The sequence below is a fragment of the Acidovorax sp. SUPP3434 genome (genome assembly GCF_030159015.1).
In the GTDB taxonomy this organism is placed as follows: Bacteria; Pseudomonadota; Gammaproteobacteria; order Burkholderiales; family Burkholderiaceae_C; genus Paracidovorax.
Genome location: NZ_BQXL01000003.1, coordinates 55916 through 69112, shown reverse-complemented (window position 1 = coordinate 69112; position 13197 = coordinate 55916). Strand labels below are relative to the sequence as shown.

The window sequence follows — 13197 nt, the reverse complement described above, 5'->3', positions numbered from 1 at the left end:
GAATCCGGCCATCACCCCCTCCCCGCTGGAGCCTGCCCGTGAGCGAAACATCCCCATCCCGGTTCGATACGTCCTTTGGAAACCTGCGCATCCGCCGCGTGGCGGGCAGCCTGGGCGGTGAAGTGCTCGGCCTCCAGCTGTCGGGGGAGCTGGACGACGCGACCATCGCCGACCTCACCGCCGCGCTGGTGCGCCACAAGGTGCTGTTCTTCCGCGGCCAGACGCACCTGGACGATGCCGCGCACCAGGCGTTCGGCGCGCGCCTGGGCAAGACCGTGGCCCATCCCACGGTGCCCTCGCCCACGGGCACGCGCATCTTCGAACTCGACGCCTCCAAGGGCGGTGGCCGTGCCGATTCGTGGCACACCGACGTGACCTTCATCGACGCGTTCCCCAAGTACGGCATCCTGCGCGGCGTGACCATCCCGGCCTACGGCGGCGACACGGTGTGGGCCAACACGGCGGCGGCCTACGCCCGCCTGCCCGAAGACCTCCAGCGCCTGGCGGACGGCCTGTGGGCCGTGCACAGCAACGACTACGACTACGGTGCCGAGCGCGTGGTGGTCGAGGAGGAACGGCTGAACCACCACCGCAAAGTGTTCGTGTCCTCCGTGTTCGAAGCCGAGCACCCCGTGGTGCACGTGCACCCCGTGTCGGGCGAGCGCGCGCTGCTGCTGGGCCACTTCGTCAAGAAGATCGCGGGCTTTTCCAGCACCGAATCGGCACGCCTCTTCGAGATCCTGCAAAACCGCGTGGTCCGCCTGGAGAACACCGTGCGCTGGCAGTGGCAGCAGGACGACGTGGCGATCTGGGACAACCGGGCGACGCAGCATTTCGCGATCAACGACTACGGCACCCAGGCCCGCGTGGTGCGCCGCGTCACGGTACACGGCGAGCCCGCCGTGGCGGTGGACGGGCGCCGCAGTCGCACCCGCGTGCGGCCCGAAGCCACCAACGACGCGCAGATCGACAGCGTCATTACCGCGACCGCCTGACGCCACGGAGCCATCGACATGACCCAACGACGCCAGTGGCTCCAGGCCGCATCGGCCCTGGGCGCCACCGCCCTGCTGCCCGGCTTTGCGAAGGCGCAGAGCGGTGCGAAGAAGTTCCAGGGCGTGACCCTGAATGTCTCGACCTTCAGCGCGGCCTACCCCAAGCTGCTGCAGCAGTACCTGCCCGAGTTCGAGTCGCTCACGGGCGCCAGGGTGAACTTCGACACGCCCTCGTTCCCGGTCTACAACCAGCGTGCCGACCTGGAGCTGTCCACCAAAGGCTCGGCCTACGACGTGGTCAACGTGACCTTCATCTACTCGAGCCGATGGATCCACTCGGGCTGGCTCGCGCCGCTCGACGATTTCATCAGGAACCCCAACCTCACGCCCGCCGACTGGGACGTGAACGACTTTTTGCCCGGCGCGCGCGCACCCGAGACCGGCAAGGACGGCAAGCTCTACGGCATTCCCTGGACGGCCGAGGCGCTGCTGTCCGCCTCCTCGCGCTTCGATCTGGTGCAGCAGGCCGGCCTGGCCTACCCCGACACCACGGACGACCTGGTGAAGGTGCTGCGCGCCGTGAACAAGAAGGAGCGCGTGGCGGGCTTCGTGTCCGACAGCCACTACGGCTGGACCTTCGTGCCTTATCTGCATGCCTTCGGTGGCGACGTGTTCCGCAAGGCACCGGACGACCTGTACCCCACGCTGGACACGCCCGAAGCCATCGCAGCGGCCGAGTACTACGCCAGCCTGCTGCGAGAGTTCGGGCCCGACGGTGCCATCACCTACACGCCCGACCAGGTGACCCAGGCGCTCAAGCTCGGCCGCGTCAATTTCACCGATGCGGGGCAGTTGCATCTCGCGCAACTGGGGGACCCGGCCTCCAGCAAGACCTTGAAGACACTGCAGTTCGGCCAGGTGCCCAAGGGGCCTGCAGGGCGCTTTCCGGGCACGGCCGTGCATGGCCTGGGCATTCCGACGGGGTCGAAGAACAAGGAGGCCGCGTGGGCCTTCATCCAGTGGGCGCTGTCCAAGCAGACCACGCGCAAAGCGGTGCTGGCCGGGTACGGCTCGCCGGCGCGCCGTTCGGACATCGACTCCCGGGAGTTCCGCGCCAGGCAGGTCATCAACGGCAACGACCTGGCACAACTGGCACTGGACTCGATCGAGCTGGCCTCCAAGACCGGGCACATGAAGTACCGCACGGTGTCGGTCTACCCGCAAGTGGACCAGCAGCTCAACAAGGCGATCGCGCTGATCGCTTCCGGCCAGGCCAGCGCCCGGCAGGCGCTGCAGCAGGCGCAGGCCCAGTCGATCACCGAGCTCCAGCGCGCCGGGCTGAAGCTGTGAGCCGGCAGTGAGCACCTTGACTCTGCGCCCCGGCCTCGGCTGGGAAGCGGCGCGCCGCCGCGCCTTCCTGTGGGGCCTGCTGCCCTCGCTGGCCGTGCTGCTGGTCATCACGCTGGCGCCGGCCACGGCGCTGCTGGTGACAAGCTTCACGCCCCTGAGCCTCACCGACGCGGCCGGCACTTTCCGCTTCGACGATCCGCTGGTGAACTACCGCCACCTGCTGGAGGACGCGCGCTTTCTGCGCTCCATCGCCACGCAGCTGCAGCTGTCGGTCTCCAGCGTGGCGCTGCAACTGGGCGTGGGGCTGGGCCTGGCCCTGCTGCTCAACGGGCGCTCCAAGCTGCTGGGCGCCACGCGCACGGCGTTCCTGATCCCCATGGTGCTGCCGCCCATCGTGGTGGCGCTGATCTGGAAGATCCTGTACACGCCCGACGTGAGCCCGCTGCACCGCGCGCTGGAGGCGGTGGGTCTGCCGGTGCGCTCGCTGATCGCCAACCCCGACACGGCCCTGTGGGCCATCTCCATCGCCGACACCTGGCAGTGGTTTCCGTTCACCCTGCTGATGGTGCTGGCCACGCTGCAGATGGTGCCGGACGACCCGCTGGAGGCCGCGAGCCTGGACGGCGCCAACCGCTGGCAACTGTTCCGGTACATCGTGCTGCCCTACCTGCGGCCGGTGCTGGTGGTGTGCGGCCTGTTCCGGCTGATCGACAGCTTCAAGGCCTTTCCGCTGATCTACGTGCTGACCGATGGCGGCCCGGGCACGGTGACCGAGGTGACCAACTACTACGGCTTCATCCAGGCCTTCAATTTCTCCTACTGGGGCTATGCCAGCGCCATCGCGATGGTGATTCTCGCGGGCGTGTTCGCGCTCAGCTGGCTGGTGGGCCGACTCGGATGGAACGACCATGACAAACGCTGAAGCCGCCCTGCCCCTGCCCTCCACGTTCACGCCGCCCCCTGCCACGCTGCCCTTGCCAGATGCGCGGCGTGCCGGATGGCTGCGCCGCCACGCGCGCGGCCTCGTGGCCGTCGCTCTGCTGCTGGTGGTGATGTTCCCCTTCCTGTGGCTGGTGCAGCTGGCCTTCCGGCCCGGCGCGGACATCTTCGAGGACCGCCTGCTCTTCACGCCCACGCTGGAAGGCTTTCGCAGCCTGCTGCAGGGCAACTTCCTCAAGTCGTTCTGGAACAGCCTGGCGGTCAGCACCCTGTCCACCGGCCTGTCGCTGCTGATCGGCGTGCCGGCCGCCTATGCACTCACGCGCTGGCAGTTCCGGTGGCGGCGCCAGGTGGCCCTGTGGATCCTGGTGACGCGCATGGCACCGCCCATCGCCTTCACCATCCCGTTCTTCCTGGCCTACCGCTGGCTCGGCCTGCAGGACACCATCGTGGGCCTGGCCATCGTCTATCTCACCTTCAACCTGGCGATCGTGATCTGGCTGATGCAGACCTTCTTCGAAGCGGTGCCCACCGCGCTCGAAGAGGCGGCCTACATCGACGGCTGCGGTGTCTGGCAGGCGTTCTGGCGCATCACGCTGCCGCTGGCGGCGCCCGGGCTGGCGGCCACCGCCGTGCTGTGCTTCATCTTTTCCTGGAACGACTTCTTCTACGCGCTGATCCTCACCCGCACGAATGCCGTCACCGCCCCGGTGGCGATCGTCAACTTCCTGCAGTACGAAGGCTGGGAGTGGACCAAGATTGCCGCCAGCGGCACGCTGGTGATGTTCCCGGTGGTGATCTTCACGGTGCTCGTGCGCACCTACCTCGTGCGCGGGCTCACGGCCGGCGGCGTCAAGGACTGACATGGCCGAACTGTCCCTTCACCAGATCGTCAAGCACTACGGCGGCACACCCGTGATCCACGGGGTGGACATCCACATCCGCGACGGCGAGTTCGTCGCGCTCGTCGGGCCCTCGGGTTGCGGCAAGTCCACGCTGCTGCGCGCCATCGCGGGGCTCGAAACCATCACCAGCGGCGAGATCCGGCTGGGCGGGCGCGTGATCAACGACGTGGCGCCCAAGGACCGCAACATCGCCATGGTGTTCCAGAACTACGCGCTCTACCCCCACATGACGGTGGCGCAGAACCTGGGCTTCTCGCTGAAGCTGCAGGGCGAGAGCCAGGCCGCCATCCGGCGCCGGGTGGACGAGGTGGCCGCCATCCTGGGCCTGGAAGCCTTGCTGGACCGCACACCGCGCCAGCTCTCGGGCGGCCAGCGCCAGCGCGTGGCCATGGGCCGCGCCATCGTGCGCCAGCCCGATGCCTTCCTGTTCGACGAGCCGCTGTCCAACCTCGATGCCAAGCTGCGCGTGCAGGTGCGCACCGAAATCAAGGCACTGCACCAACGCCTGGGCACCACCACGGTGTACGTCACGCACGACCAGGTGGAGGCCATGACCCTGGCCGACCGCATCGTGGTGCTCAAGGACGGGGTGATCGAGCAGGTGGGTGCGCCCCTCGATCTGTACGACCGGCCGGCCAATGCGTTCGTGGCGGGGTTCATTGGCTCGCCGGCCATGAATTTCATTCCCGGCCGGTTGCATCTGGAGGGCGAGGCCAGCGTGGTGACCGACGACGGCTTGCGCCTGCCCCTGGCCCGCCCGCCCCGTGGGCGCCATGGCGACAACGTGCTGTACGGGGCCCGGCCCGAGCACTTCGCGCTGGACACCAGCGGCGCGGGCCTGCTGGCCCAGGTCGTCGTGGTGGAGCCCACGGGCTCGGAAACCCAGGTGGCGCTGCGGCTCGATGGCCGGCACGACATCCTGGCGGCGTTCCGCGACCGCATCGACGTGCGGCCGGGCGACGCGCTTCAGTTGCGGCCCGTGGCGGAGCAGGCGCACCTGTTCGATGCGGCCAGTGGTCAGCGGCTGAATTGACACCACCCTGTGTTGGGCCCACCCAAAGGGCTCAGGGCGGCACAGCGCATCACAGCCGGTGGGATCGGTCCCCTTGCGAAAAGCCCACGGGCTCCCACGGTTCGCCCGCGCCCAGGGCCAGCACCTTGAACAACTCGCCCATCTCGTGCTCCATGACCAGCTTGGCGGCCGTCGCGCGTTCGAGCAGGGGCAACTCCACCATGCGCTGGGCCAACCCGCAGTTGATGAGAAAGTGCGCCTGCGTGGTGTAGCCCAGCACCTGCAGGCCCGCGTCCTGCGCGGCCAGCGCCATGGCCGTGAAGTTGACGTGCGCGGTGATGTCCTTGCGGCCCACCGCCACCAGCGGATCGCTGTCGGCCAGGTGCCCCTGGTGGCACATCACCGTGCCCATGTGGCGCTGGGGGTGGTAGTACTCCGCTTCGCCGAAGCCGTAGTCCAGCAAGAAGGCCGCGCCGCGCTCCAGCCGGTCGGCCAGGGTGCGGATGAAGCCCTCGCCCTGCGGGTGGATCTCGGTCAGGTAGTCGTGGGGGCCTTCCACCTCGACGGGCGGGCGCAGATCGGTGGGCCGGTCGGCCCAGGCGAAGGCATCGCCCTGCAGCACCACGCCGCGTTCATGCCACACGCCGCCCGCCTGCCCGCCGTGGCGGGCCAGCAGCTTCACCGGCATGGCGTCCAGCACCTCGTTGCCCACCACCACGCCCGCAAAGCGGTCGGGCAACGCATCCACCCACCGCACCTTGTGCGCATGCGGGGACAGCAGCACCTGCTGGCGCGCGCGCAAGGTGCCGGAAAGATCGACGATGGTGTAGCGCTGCACCCGCTCACCCAGGGCATCGAGCAGTTGCAGCGCCAGGGCGCCGGAGCCCGCGCCGAACTCCCACAGCTCGTGCGTTCCGGTCTGCGCCAGGGCCTCTCCCACCTGCACGGCCAGGGTCTGGCCGAACAGGGGGCTCAGCTCGGGCGCGGTCACGAAGTCGCTGCCCGATCCGGGCAGCAGGCCGAACTTGGTGGAGTCGTTGGCGTAGTAGCCCAGGCCGGGCGTGTACAGGGCCAGGGCCATGAAGCGGTCGAAGCCGATCCAGCCGCCGGCCTGTGCAATGGCCTGGCCGATGTGGGCCGCCAGGGCGGTCGTTAAACTTGGGGGTTCTGTCGTCGTCACGGTCCCGATTGTCCCCGATGCCCTCCCCCTCCCGTCCTCGCACCGTGCTGGTGACCGGCGCCGCCAAGCGCCTGGGCCGCGACATCGCGCTCGCGCTGGCGGCCGGCGGCTGGCAGGTGGCCGTCCACTATCGGCATTCCGAGCAGGATGCTATCGAAACCGTAGCAGCATGCCGGCGATTTTCATGCGCCAGCGCCCATTTCGATGCCGATTTCCAGGACGAGGCCGCCGTGCGCGGCCTGCTGCCCCGCGTGGTGCAGCATTTCGGCGCGGTGGATGCGGTGGTCAACAGTGCCTCGCTTTTCGAGCACGACGATGCCGCGAGCTTCGGCTTTTCCACGCTGGAGCAGCACCTGCGCAGCAACACCGCGGCGCCCGTGCTGCTGGCCCAGGGCCTGCATGCGCATCTGGAACAGCGAGCCGCAGGCGATGGGGGTGACCAGGGCGAAATCCACGGCGCCGTGGTCAACTTGCTCGACCAGAAGCTCTGGAACCAGAACCCCGACTTCCTGAGCTACACCCTCTCCAAGGCAGCGCTGGAAGCGGCCGGCACCATGCTGTCGCTGGCGCTCGCGCCCCGGGTGCGGGTGGTGGGGGTGGCGCCGGGCCTTACCCTCACCAGCCACCTGCTGGAAGGCGAGAAATTCCGCCAGCTGCACGCGTTGAGCCCGCTGGGCCGGTCTTCCACGCCCGCCGACGTGGCCGCCACCGTGAAGTTCGCGCTGGAAAACCGCTCCATCACCGGCACCACGCTGCTGGTGGATGGCGGCCAGCACCTGATGCGGTTCGAGCGCGACTTTTCGATGATGTGAGCGCAAGCCGGCTCCGCCCTCCCCCTTTCCTCCCCATACCCCATGTACAACGCCGCAGGCACCCAGATCCTCACGCTCACCGGTTTGCGCTTCGACGCCAACCTGGGCATCCTCGCGCACGAGATAACCACGCCGCAGCCCATCCAGGTCGATGCCGAGCTGCACCTGGGCACGCAGCCCCTTCACCCGAGCGACGACGATATCCTGCACGTGCTGGACTACCGCAAGGTGCGCCAGATCATCATCGACGAGTGCACGGCCGAGCACGTGAACCTGCTGGAGACGCTGATCGGCAAGCTCAGCGCCCGGCTCATGCTGCTGCCCGGCGTGCTGGGCGTGCGCGTGAAGATCGCCAAATTGGAAATTTTTGACGACTGCGAAGTGGCCATCCGCAGCGAGACAGGACAGTGGTGAACCCCATGAATGCCATCCTCAACCACCCCACGCCCGGCTGGACCGCCGACGCCCCCGAGCCCCTCGGCACGCCCGATGCAGCGGCAAGCGCCGAGGCCGCTGCGGCGCCGGCCCGCCTGAAGATCGAGCGCGAAACCCACAAGCTGGAAAAACGCCTGTGCCGCGAGGTGGGCAAGGCCATCGTGGACTACCAGATGATCGAGGAGGGCGACAAGGTCATGGTGTGCATGTCGGGTGGCAAGGACAGCTACGCCCTGCTGGACATCCTGCTCAAGCTCAAGGCGCGCGCGCCCATCCACTTCGACCTCGTGGCGGTGAACCTCGACCAGAAGCAGCCGGGGTTTCCCGAGCACGTGCTGCCCGAGTACCTGGCCTCGCAGGGCGTGCCGTTCCACATCGAGAACGAAGACACCTACAGCATCGTCAAGCGCCTCATCCCCGAAGGCAAGACCACCTGCAGCCTGTGCAGCCGGCTGCGCCGGGGCATCCTGTACCGCGTGGCCGACGAACTGGGCTGCACCAAGATCGCCCTGGGCCACCACCGCGACGACATTTTGCAGACGCTGCTGCTCAACATGTTCTTCGGCGGCAAGCTCAAGTCCATGCCCCCGAAGCTCGTGAGCGACGACGGCAAACACGTGGTGATCCGCCCGCTGGCCTACGTGGCCGAGAAGGACACCGCGCGCTGGGCCGCGCACCGCAACTTCCCCATCATTCCCTGCAACCTGTGCGGCAGCCAGGAGAACCTGCAGCGCAAGCAGGTGGGCGAGATGCTGCGCGAATGGGACCGGAAATTCCCCGGCCGAGTGGAAAACATGTTCAACGCGCTGCAGAACGTCGTGCCGTCGCACCTGCTCGATGGAACACTGCACGACTTCAAGGGTCTGAAGGCGACGGGCATCGCCAGCGAAGACGGAGACAAGGCATTCGACCGCGAGGATTTCCCTGCCGCCCCCGGATTGCCGGGCGTGCAGGTGGTCCAGCTGTCCTGAACGCCCCATCGATCATCGCCAGCGCTGACCGCACCATGACGGCCCCTTTCCGGAGACACCCATGAAGACCCTGCGCTGCGCTTTTTCCATCACCCTGGCCACGGCCGCCCTGATGCTCGGCGGCTGCGCCGTCACCCGCACCGTGGACAGCGCGGTACACAGCTACTCGACGCTAGCGGCCCTGCCCTCGCCGCCCACCTACCGACTGGAGCGCCTGCCCTCGCAGCAGGCCCAGGCCGCATCGTTCGCCCCCATCGAAGCCATGGCCCAGCAGTCGCTGGCGCGCGTGGGGCTTCAACGCGACGACGCCAACGCCCGGCTCGTGCTGCAGGTCGGCGCACAGGCAAGCTATGCCACGCCGGCTTACTGGCCCTACTACGGCGACCCGTTCTACCCCCGCTGGGGCCTGGGCCTCGGCTACGGGGGCCATGGCGGCCGCTGGGGCTGGGGCATGGGCGGCAGCTGGATGATGGACCGCCCCCCCACGCTCTACCGCCGCGAGGCGAGCCTGGTGCTGCGCGACGCCGCCACGCAGCAGATCGTGTACGAGACCTCCGCCGTGCACGAGGACGTCTGGACCAGCGACCCGGCCATCTTCGGCATCCTGTTCGACGCCGCGCTGACCGGTTTCCCGCAGCCCCCCGCGGGCCCGCGACAGGTGCGCACCACCCTGGCGCCGCCCGCCCCCTGATCGACGAACTCGACGCCATGCACGCCACCCGCATCATCGCCATCCGCCACGGAGAAACCGCCTGGAACGTGGACACGCGCATCCAGGGCCATCTGGACATTCCGCTCAACCATACCGGCCTGTGGCAGGCACGCCGCGTGGGCGAGGCCCTGGCCGGCGAGCCCGTGGCCGCCATCTATGCCAGCGACCTGCAGCGCGCCCATGCCACCGCGCAGGCGGTGGCCGACACCACGGGCGCACCGCTGATCGCCGAGCCCGGCTTGCGCGAGCGCAGCTTCGGCCAGTTGCAGGGCCGCACCTTCGCCGAGATCGAGACCGAAATGCCCGAGGAGGCCCGCCGCTGGCGCCAGCGCGATCCGCACTTCGTGCCCGACGGGGGCGAGTCGCTGATCGTGTTCCGAGAGCGCATCCTCGGCACCACCCACCAGCTGGCGCAGCGCCACCCCGGCGAACTCGTGGTGCTGGTCGCCCACGGCGGCGTGATGGACGTGCTGTACCGCGCCGCCACCGGCCAGGAACTGCAGGCCCCACGCACCTGGCAACTCACCAACGCGGCCATCAACCGCCTGCTCTGGACCGGCGACGGCCTCACCCTGGTCGGCTGGGCCGACACACAGCACCTGGACGACGCCACGCGCGATGAAGCCCATTCCTGAATCCCTGCGCGCCAGCATCGGCCTGCGCGTCGACCTGATCGACACCCCCGCACTCGTCGTCGATCTCGACGCCATGGAGCGCAACATCCAGCGCATGGCCGACTTCGCGCGCAAGCACCAGGTGCGCTGGCGGCCCCATGCCAAGATGCACAAGAGCGCCGAGCTCGCCCTGCTGTTGCAGCAGGCCGGTGCCACGGGCGCCTGCGTGCAGAAGGTGAGCGAGGCCGAGGCGCTGGCCGCCGCCGGCGTGAACGACCTGTACATCAGCAACCAGGTCATCGCCGCCGCCAAGCTGCTGCGCGTGGCACGCCTGGCGCACCAGCTCGGGCTGCGCGGCGGGCGCCTGGCCCTGGCGGTGGACAGCGAGGAAGGCATCGAACGCCTGGCCGAGGCCATGGCCGTCACCGCCAGCGATGCGGGCATCGATGTGTTCGTGGAAATCGACGTGGGCCAGCGGCGCTGCGGCGTGCCGCCCGGCGAACCGGCCGTGGCCCTGGCGCTGGCCGTGGCGCGCCATGCCCGGCTGCGTTTCGCGGGCCTGCATGCCTACCATGGCCGCGCGCAGCACCTGCGCGGCGCCCAGGCCCGCCGGGAGGCCATCGCCGCCGTGGTGGAGGCCGCGCGCCACACGCGCGACCTCATCACCGCCGCCGGCCTTCCGGTGCCGCTGGTGACCGGCGCGGGCACCGGCACGCTGGTGCACGAGGCCGCCAGCGGCGTCTACGGCGAACTGCAGGCGGGCTCGTTCCTGTTCATGGACGCGGACTACGCCGGCAACGAACGCGAGCCGGCCCAGCCGGCCTTCGAGCATGCACTGTTCGTCAAGACCCAGGTCATCTCCAGCCAGGAAACGCACGCGGTGTGCGATGCCGGCCACAAGAGCCACGCAATCGACTCCGGCCTGCCGATCGTGGCGATGCTGCCGCCCGAGCGGGCGCTGCGCTATGCCAACGGCGGCGACGAGCACGGCATTCTCTACGCCGACGGCAACAAGGCCCGGCTGCCCTCGCTGGGCCGCATGTTGTGGCTCATTCCCGGCCATTGCGACCCGACGGTGAACCTGTACGACTTCTTGATCGGCGTGCGCGGCGGGCTGGCGCACGGCGTGGTGGAGCGGATCATCCGGGTGGATGCCCGGGGCGCGTTGACCTGACCTGAAGCACCGGCGGACGCCTGTGCGACGGTCCGCAAAAAGAAAGAAAGAAAAAGGCCGGGTTGCCCCGGCCTCGTCGTCCATCGCCACCGAAGCGCTAGCCGCGCCCGGGTGGCCATGGCGGCAGGCAGGCCGCTGCCTGCCCATCCGCGGTCAGGGACGCGACGGATAGATGCCGTTCACGGCAATGATGAAGTTCAGCGTGATGCCGGGCTGCAGCGTGCTGACCGTGACGGGCACGTTCATCTGCACGGGCGTGGGCGTGGCGCTGCCGGCCGCTTGCGTGGTGATGGCAGGCAGGGTCAAGGGTGCATCGAAAGGCTTGAGCGTCGTGGTGGAGGACTTGGAGCTGTACACCTTGGCGGGCGTGGTGCCAGCAGCGCCCTTGCCCATCACCAATGTATTGCTTGGAATGTTGTTGTCGCCCGTGGTGTCGTCCGCAGGAATGGACACCGCGGCCGTTCCGCCCGCAGCCACCGTCACGCCATGGGTGTGGGCCGGCAGGTTGGCGAGCGACAGGATCGCAGCGCCAATGGCGTTGGTGGACGCGGTAGCGGCACCGCTCGTACCACCGATGGTCACCATGTTCTGGGAACCGAGCGGAACCCGGTTGCGCAGATCGGGCAAGCCGAAGGTGTTGACGCCATCGCCGCCATAACGGGTGCCCAGCAGCGAGTAGAGCGCCTGGTTCTGATTGATTGACAGCAGTGTGCCGTCGCACAGAGCCCAGCCCTGCGGTACCCATGGCACGGCCCAAAGAATGATCTGGCCCAGAATCGGATCCATGTGAGTTTCCCTCTCCCAAAAAAAGGTTTGTCGATCAATATCCGCACCTGGCAGCGATGCTTTTTGACGATCTCGCAGCGAAGGCGGATAGAGGGAGTAAACACCAGAAATCGCAGGGCGACAAGCGAGAATTCACGGGGCGTCGAGAATGCAACGCGCGCCGATCCCCGGCGCGTATCTGGCTGCTGCGATGAAGCCGCAGGAGCGTTCGGACAAGGCGTCCGGAAGCGATGGGTCAAGCCGCCGACGGCGGCCCGCCGAACAGGTCGGCAGGGTTGCGCGACGGCGCCACGCCCAGGTGGCGATAGGCCGCCAGGGTGGCCACGCGCCCGCGCGGCGTGCGCTGCAGGTAGCCCTGCTGGATCAGGTAGGGCTCGATCACGTCCTCGATGGTGCCGGACTCCTCGCCGATGCTCGCGGCGATGTTGTCCAGCCCCACGGGACCGCCGTCGAAGCGGTGGATCACGGCCTCGAGCAGCTTGCGGTCCATCACGTCGAAGCCCTGGGGGTCCACGTCGAGCATGGTGAGCGCGCGCTGGGCGATATCGAGCGTGATCTGGCCCGTGCCCTTCACGTCGGCGTAGTCGCGCACCCGACGCAGCAGGCGGTTGGCGATGCGCGGCGTGCCGCGCGATCGGCGCGCGATCTCGAAGCCCCCGTCCGGCTGGATCGGCGTGTTGAGCAGCCCGGCGCTGCGCATGACGATGCGCGACAGCTCCTCGGGGGTGTAGAACTCCAGCCGCGCGACGATGCCGAAGCGGTCGCGCAGCGGGTTGGTGAGCATGCCGGCGCGGGTGGTCGCTCCCACCAGGGTGAAGGGCTGCAGGTCCAGCTTGATGCTGCGCGCCGCGGGCCCCTCGCCGATCATGATGTCGATCTGGTAGTCCTCCAGCGCGGGGTAGAGGATTTCCTCCACCACGGGCGAGAGCCGGTGGATCTCGTCGATGAACAGGACGTCGTTGCGCTCCAGGTTGGTCAGCAGCGCGGCCAGGTCCTTGGGCTTTTCCAGCACGGGCCCGGAGGTCTGGCGCAGGTTCACGCCCAGCTCGGCGGCAATGATGTGGCTGAGCGTGGTTTTGCCCAGGCCCGGGGGCCCGAACAGCAGCACGTGGTCCAGCGCCTCGCCGCGCTTGCGCGCCGCACCGATGAAGATCTCCAGCTGCTCGCGCGCCTTGGCCTGACCGACGTACTCCTGCAGCAGCTTGGGGCGCAGCGCCCGCTCCAGCGCTTCCTCCTGCGGGGAGGCCGGCGCGGCGGAGATCACGCGTTTGGCGGGTGCGGGGGCGAAGTCGTCGGTCTGGATGCTCATGCG

The 13197-nt window shown here is 68.6% G+C and carries 14 protein-coding genes; 11 read left to right on the top strand and 3 right to left on the bottom strand.

Annotation, left to right across the window (positions count from 1 at the left end; translation table 11 throughout):
* Nucleotides 1–38: 38 nt before the first annotated feature.
* Genes AVKW3434_RS06750 through AVKW3434_RS06730 form a run of 5 tightly spaced genes read left to right on the top strand, consistent with a single transcriptional unit; the run spans nt 39 to nt 5222 of the window.
* Nucleotides 39–995, top strand: a complete 957-nt coding sequence (locus AVKW3434_RS06750; protein ID WP_284405251.1) for a TauD/TfdA dioxygenase family protein — start codon at nt 39–41, stop codon at nt 993–995.
* 18 nt (nt 996–1013) lie between these two features.
* Nucleotides 1014–2345, top strand: a complete 1332-nt coding sequence (locus AVKW3434_RS06745; RefSeq protein ID WP_284405250.1) for an ABC transporter substrate-binding protein — start codon at nt 1014–1016, stop codon at nt 2343–2345.
* Between the two features lie 7 nt (nt 2346–2352).
* Nucleotides 2353–3267 (top strand): carbohydrate ABC transporter permease, encoded by a 915-nt coding sequence (locus AVKW3434_RS06740; RefSeq protein WP_284405249.1) that lies wholly within the window; start codon nt 2353–2355, stop codon nt 3265–3267.
* Nucleotides 3254–4147, top strand: a complete 894-nt coding sequence (locus tag AVKW3434_RS06735) for a carbohydrate ABC transporter permease (RefSeq protein WP_284405248.1) — start codon at nt 3254–3256, stop codon at nt 4145–4147. The genes AVKW3434_RS06740 and AVKW3434_RS06735 overlap by 14 nt, the downstream gene beginning before the upstream one ends.
* A 1-nt stretch (nt 4148) precedes the next feature.
* Entirely contained in the window at nt 4149–5222 is a 1074-nt protein-coding gene (locus AVKW3434_RS06730; protein WP_284405247.1) for an ABC transporter ATP-binding protein, read from the top strand.
* Nucleotides 5223–5271: 49 nt separating this feature from the next.
* On the opposite strand, the gene AVKW3434_RS06725 is transcribed toward AVKW3434_RS06730, so the two are convergent.
* On the bottom strand, nt 5272–6390 hold the full coding sequence (locus tag AVKW3434_RS06725; protein WP_284405534.1) for a class I SAM-dependent methyltransferase: 1119 nt from the start codon (nt 6388–6390) through the stop codon (nt 5272–5274).
* An 8-nt stretch (nt 6391–6398) separates the two neighbouring features.
* Between AVKW3434_RS06725 and AVKW3434_RS06720 the strand changes: the two genes are divergently transcribed.
* From AVKW3434_RS06720 to AVKW3434_RS06695, 6 genes are all read left to right on the top strand, one after another.
* Nucleotides 6399–7193, top strand: coding sequence for an SDR family oxidoreductase (locus AVKW3434_RS06720; protein ID WP_284405246.1), 795 nt, complete (start codon nt 6399–6401; stop codon nt 7191–7193).
* 42 nt (nt 7194–7235) lie between these two features.
* Nucleotides 7236–7607 (top strand): dihydroneopterin aldolase, encoded by a 372-nt coding sequence (locus tag AVKW3434_RS06715; protein ID WP_284405245.1) that lies wholly within the window; start codon nt 7236–7238, stop codon nt 7605–7607.
* Between the two features lie 5 nt (nt 7608–7612).
* Entirely contained in the window at nt 7613–8599 is a 987-nt protein-coding gene (ttcA, locus tag AVKW3434_RS06710) for a tRNA 2-thiocytidine(32) synthetase TtcA (RefSeq protein WP_284405244.1), read from the top strand.
* A 61-nt stretch (nt 8600–8660) separates the two neighbouring features.
* Nucleotides 8661–9290: a DUF4136 domain-containing protein gene (locus AVKW3434_RS06705; RefSeq protein ID WP_284405243.1), complete on the top strand. Its 630-nt coding sequence runs from the start codon at nt 8661–8663 to the stop codon at nt 9288–9290.
* 17 nt (nt 9291–9307) lie between these two features.
* Nucleotides 9308–9946: a histidine phosphatase family protein gene (locus tag AVKW3434_RS06700; protein ID WP_272567152.1), complete on the top strand. Its 639-nt coding sequence runs from the start codon at nt 9308–9310 to the stop codon at nt 9944–9946.
* Nucleotides 9930–11099 carry a DSD1 family PLP-dependent enzyme gene (locus tag AVKW3434_RS06695; protein ID WP_284405242.1) on the top strand — a complete coding sequence of 390 codons (1170 nt, stop codon included), beginning with the start codon at nt 9930–9932 and terminating at the stop codon, nt 11097–11099. Before AVKW3434_RS06700 ends, AVKW3434_RS06695 begins: the two co-directional genes overlap by 17 nt.
* Nucleotides 11100–11252: 153 nt before the next feature.
* Here the strand turns inward: AVKW3434_RS06695 and AVKW3434_RS06690 are convergent, their stop codons facing one another.
* Together AVKW3434_RS06690 and ruvB are read right to left on the bottom strand one after the other, a co-directional pair.
* Complete coding sequence (locus AVKW3434_RS06690) at nt 11253–11885, bottom strand: phage tail protein (protein ID WP_284405241.1); 633 nt, start codon at nt 11883–11885, stop codon at nt 11253–11255.
* Nucleotides 11886–12120: 235 nt separating this feature from the next.
* Complete coding sequence (gene ruvB, locus AVKW3434_RS06685; RefSeq protein ID WP_272567148.1) at nt 12121–13194, bottom strand: Holliday junction branch migration DNA helicase RuvB; 1074 nt, start codon at nt 13192–13194, stop codon at nt 12121–12123.
* Between the last annotated feature and the right edge of the window lie 3 nt (nt 13195–13197).

Coding starts and splice junctions, on each gene's coding strand:
- AVKW3434_RS06745 (WP_284405250.1), top strand. CDS start 1,014: ATGACCCAACGACGCCAGTGGCTCCAGGCCGCATCGGCCCTGGGCGCC.
- AVKW3434_RS06730 (WP_284405247.1), top strand. CDS start 4,149: ATGGCCGAACTGTCCCTTCACCAGATCGTCAAGCACTACGGCGGCACA.
- AVKW3434_RS06695 (WP_284405242.1), top strand. CDS start 9,930: ATGAAGCCCATTCCTGAATCCCTGCGCGCCAGCATCGGCCTGCGCGTC.
- ruvB (WP_272567148.1), bottom strand. CDS start 13,194: ATGAGCATCCAGACCGACGACTTCGCCCCCGCACCCGCCAAACGCGTG.
- AVKW3434_RS06690 (WP_284405241.1), bottom strand. CDS start 11,885: ATGGATCCGATTCTGGGCCAGATCATTCTTTGGGCCGTGCCATGGGTA.
- AVKW3434_RS06735 (WP_284405248.1), top strand. CDS start 3,254: ATGACAAACGCTGAAGCCGCCCTGCCCCTGCCCTCCACGTTCACGCCG.
- AVKW3434_RS06720 (WP_284405246.1), top strand. CDS start 6,399: ATGCCCTCCCCCTCCCGTCCTCGCACCGTGCTGGTGACCGGCGCCGCC.
- AVKW3434_RS06705 (WP_284405243.1), top strand. CDS start 8,661: ATGAAGACCCTGCGCTGCGCTTTTTCCATCACCCTGGCCACGGCCGCC.
- AVKW3434_RS06715 (WP_284405245.1), top strand. CDS start 7,236: ATGTACAACGCCGCAGGCACCCAGATCCTCACGCTCACCGGTTTGCGC.
- ttcA (WP_284405244.1), top strand. CDS start 7,613: ATGAATGCCATCCTCAACCACCCCACGCCCGGCTGGACCGCCGACGCC.
- AVKW3434_RS06700 (WP_272567152.1), top strand. CDS start 9,308: ATGCACGCCACCCGCATCATCGCCATCCGCCACGGAGAAACCGCCTGG.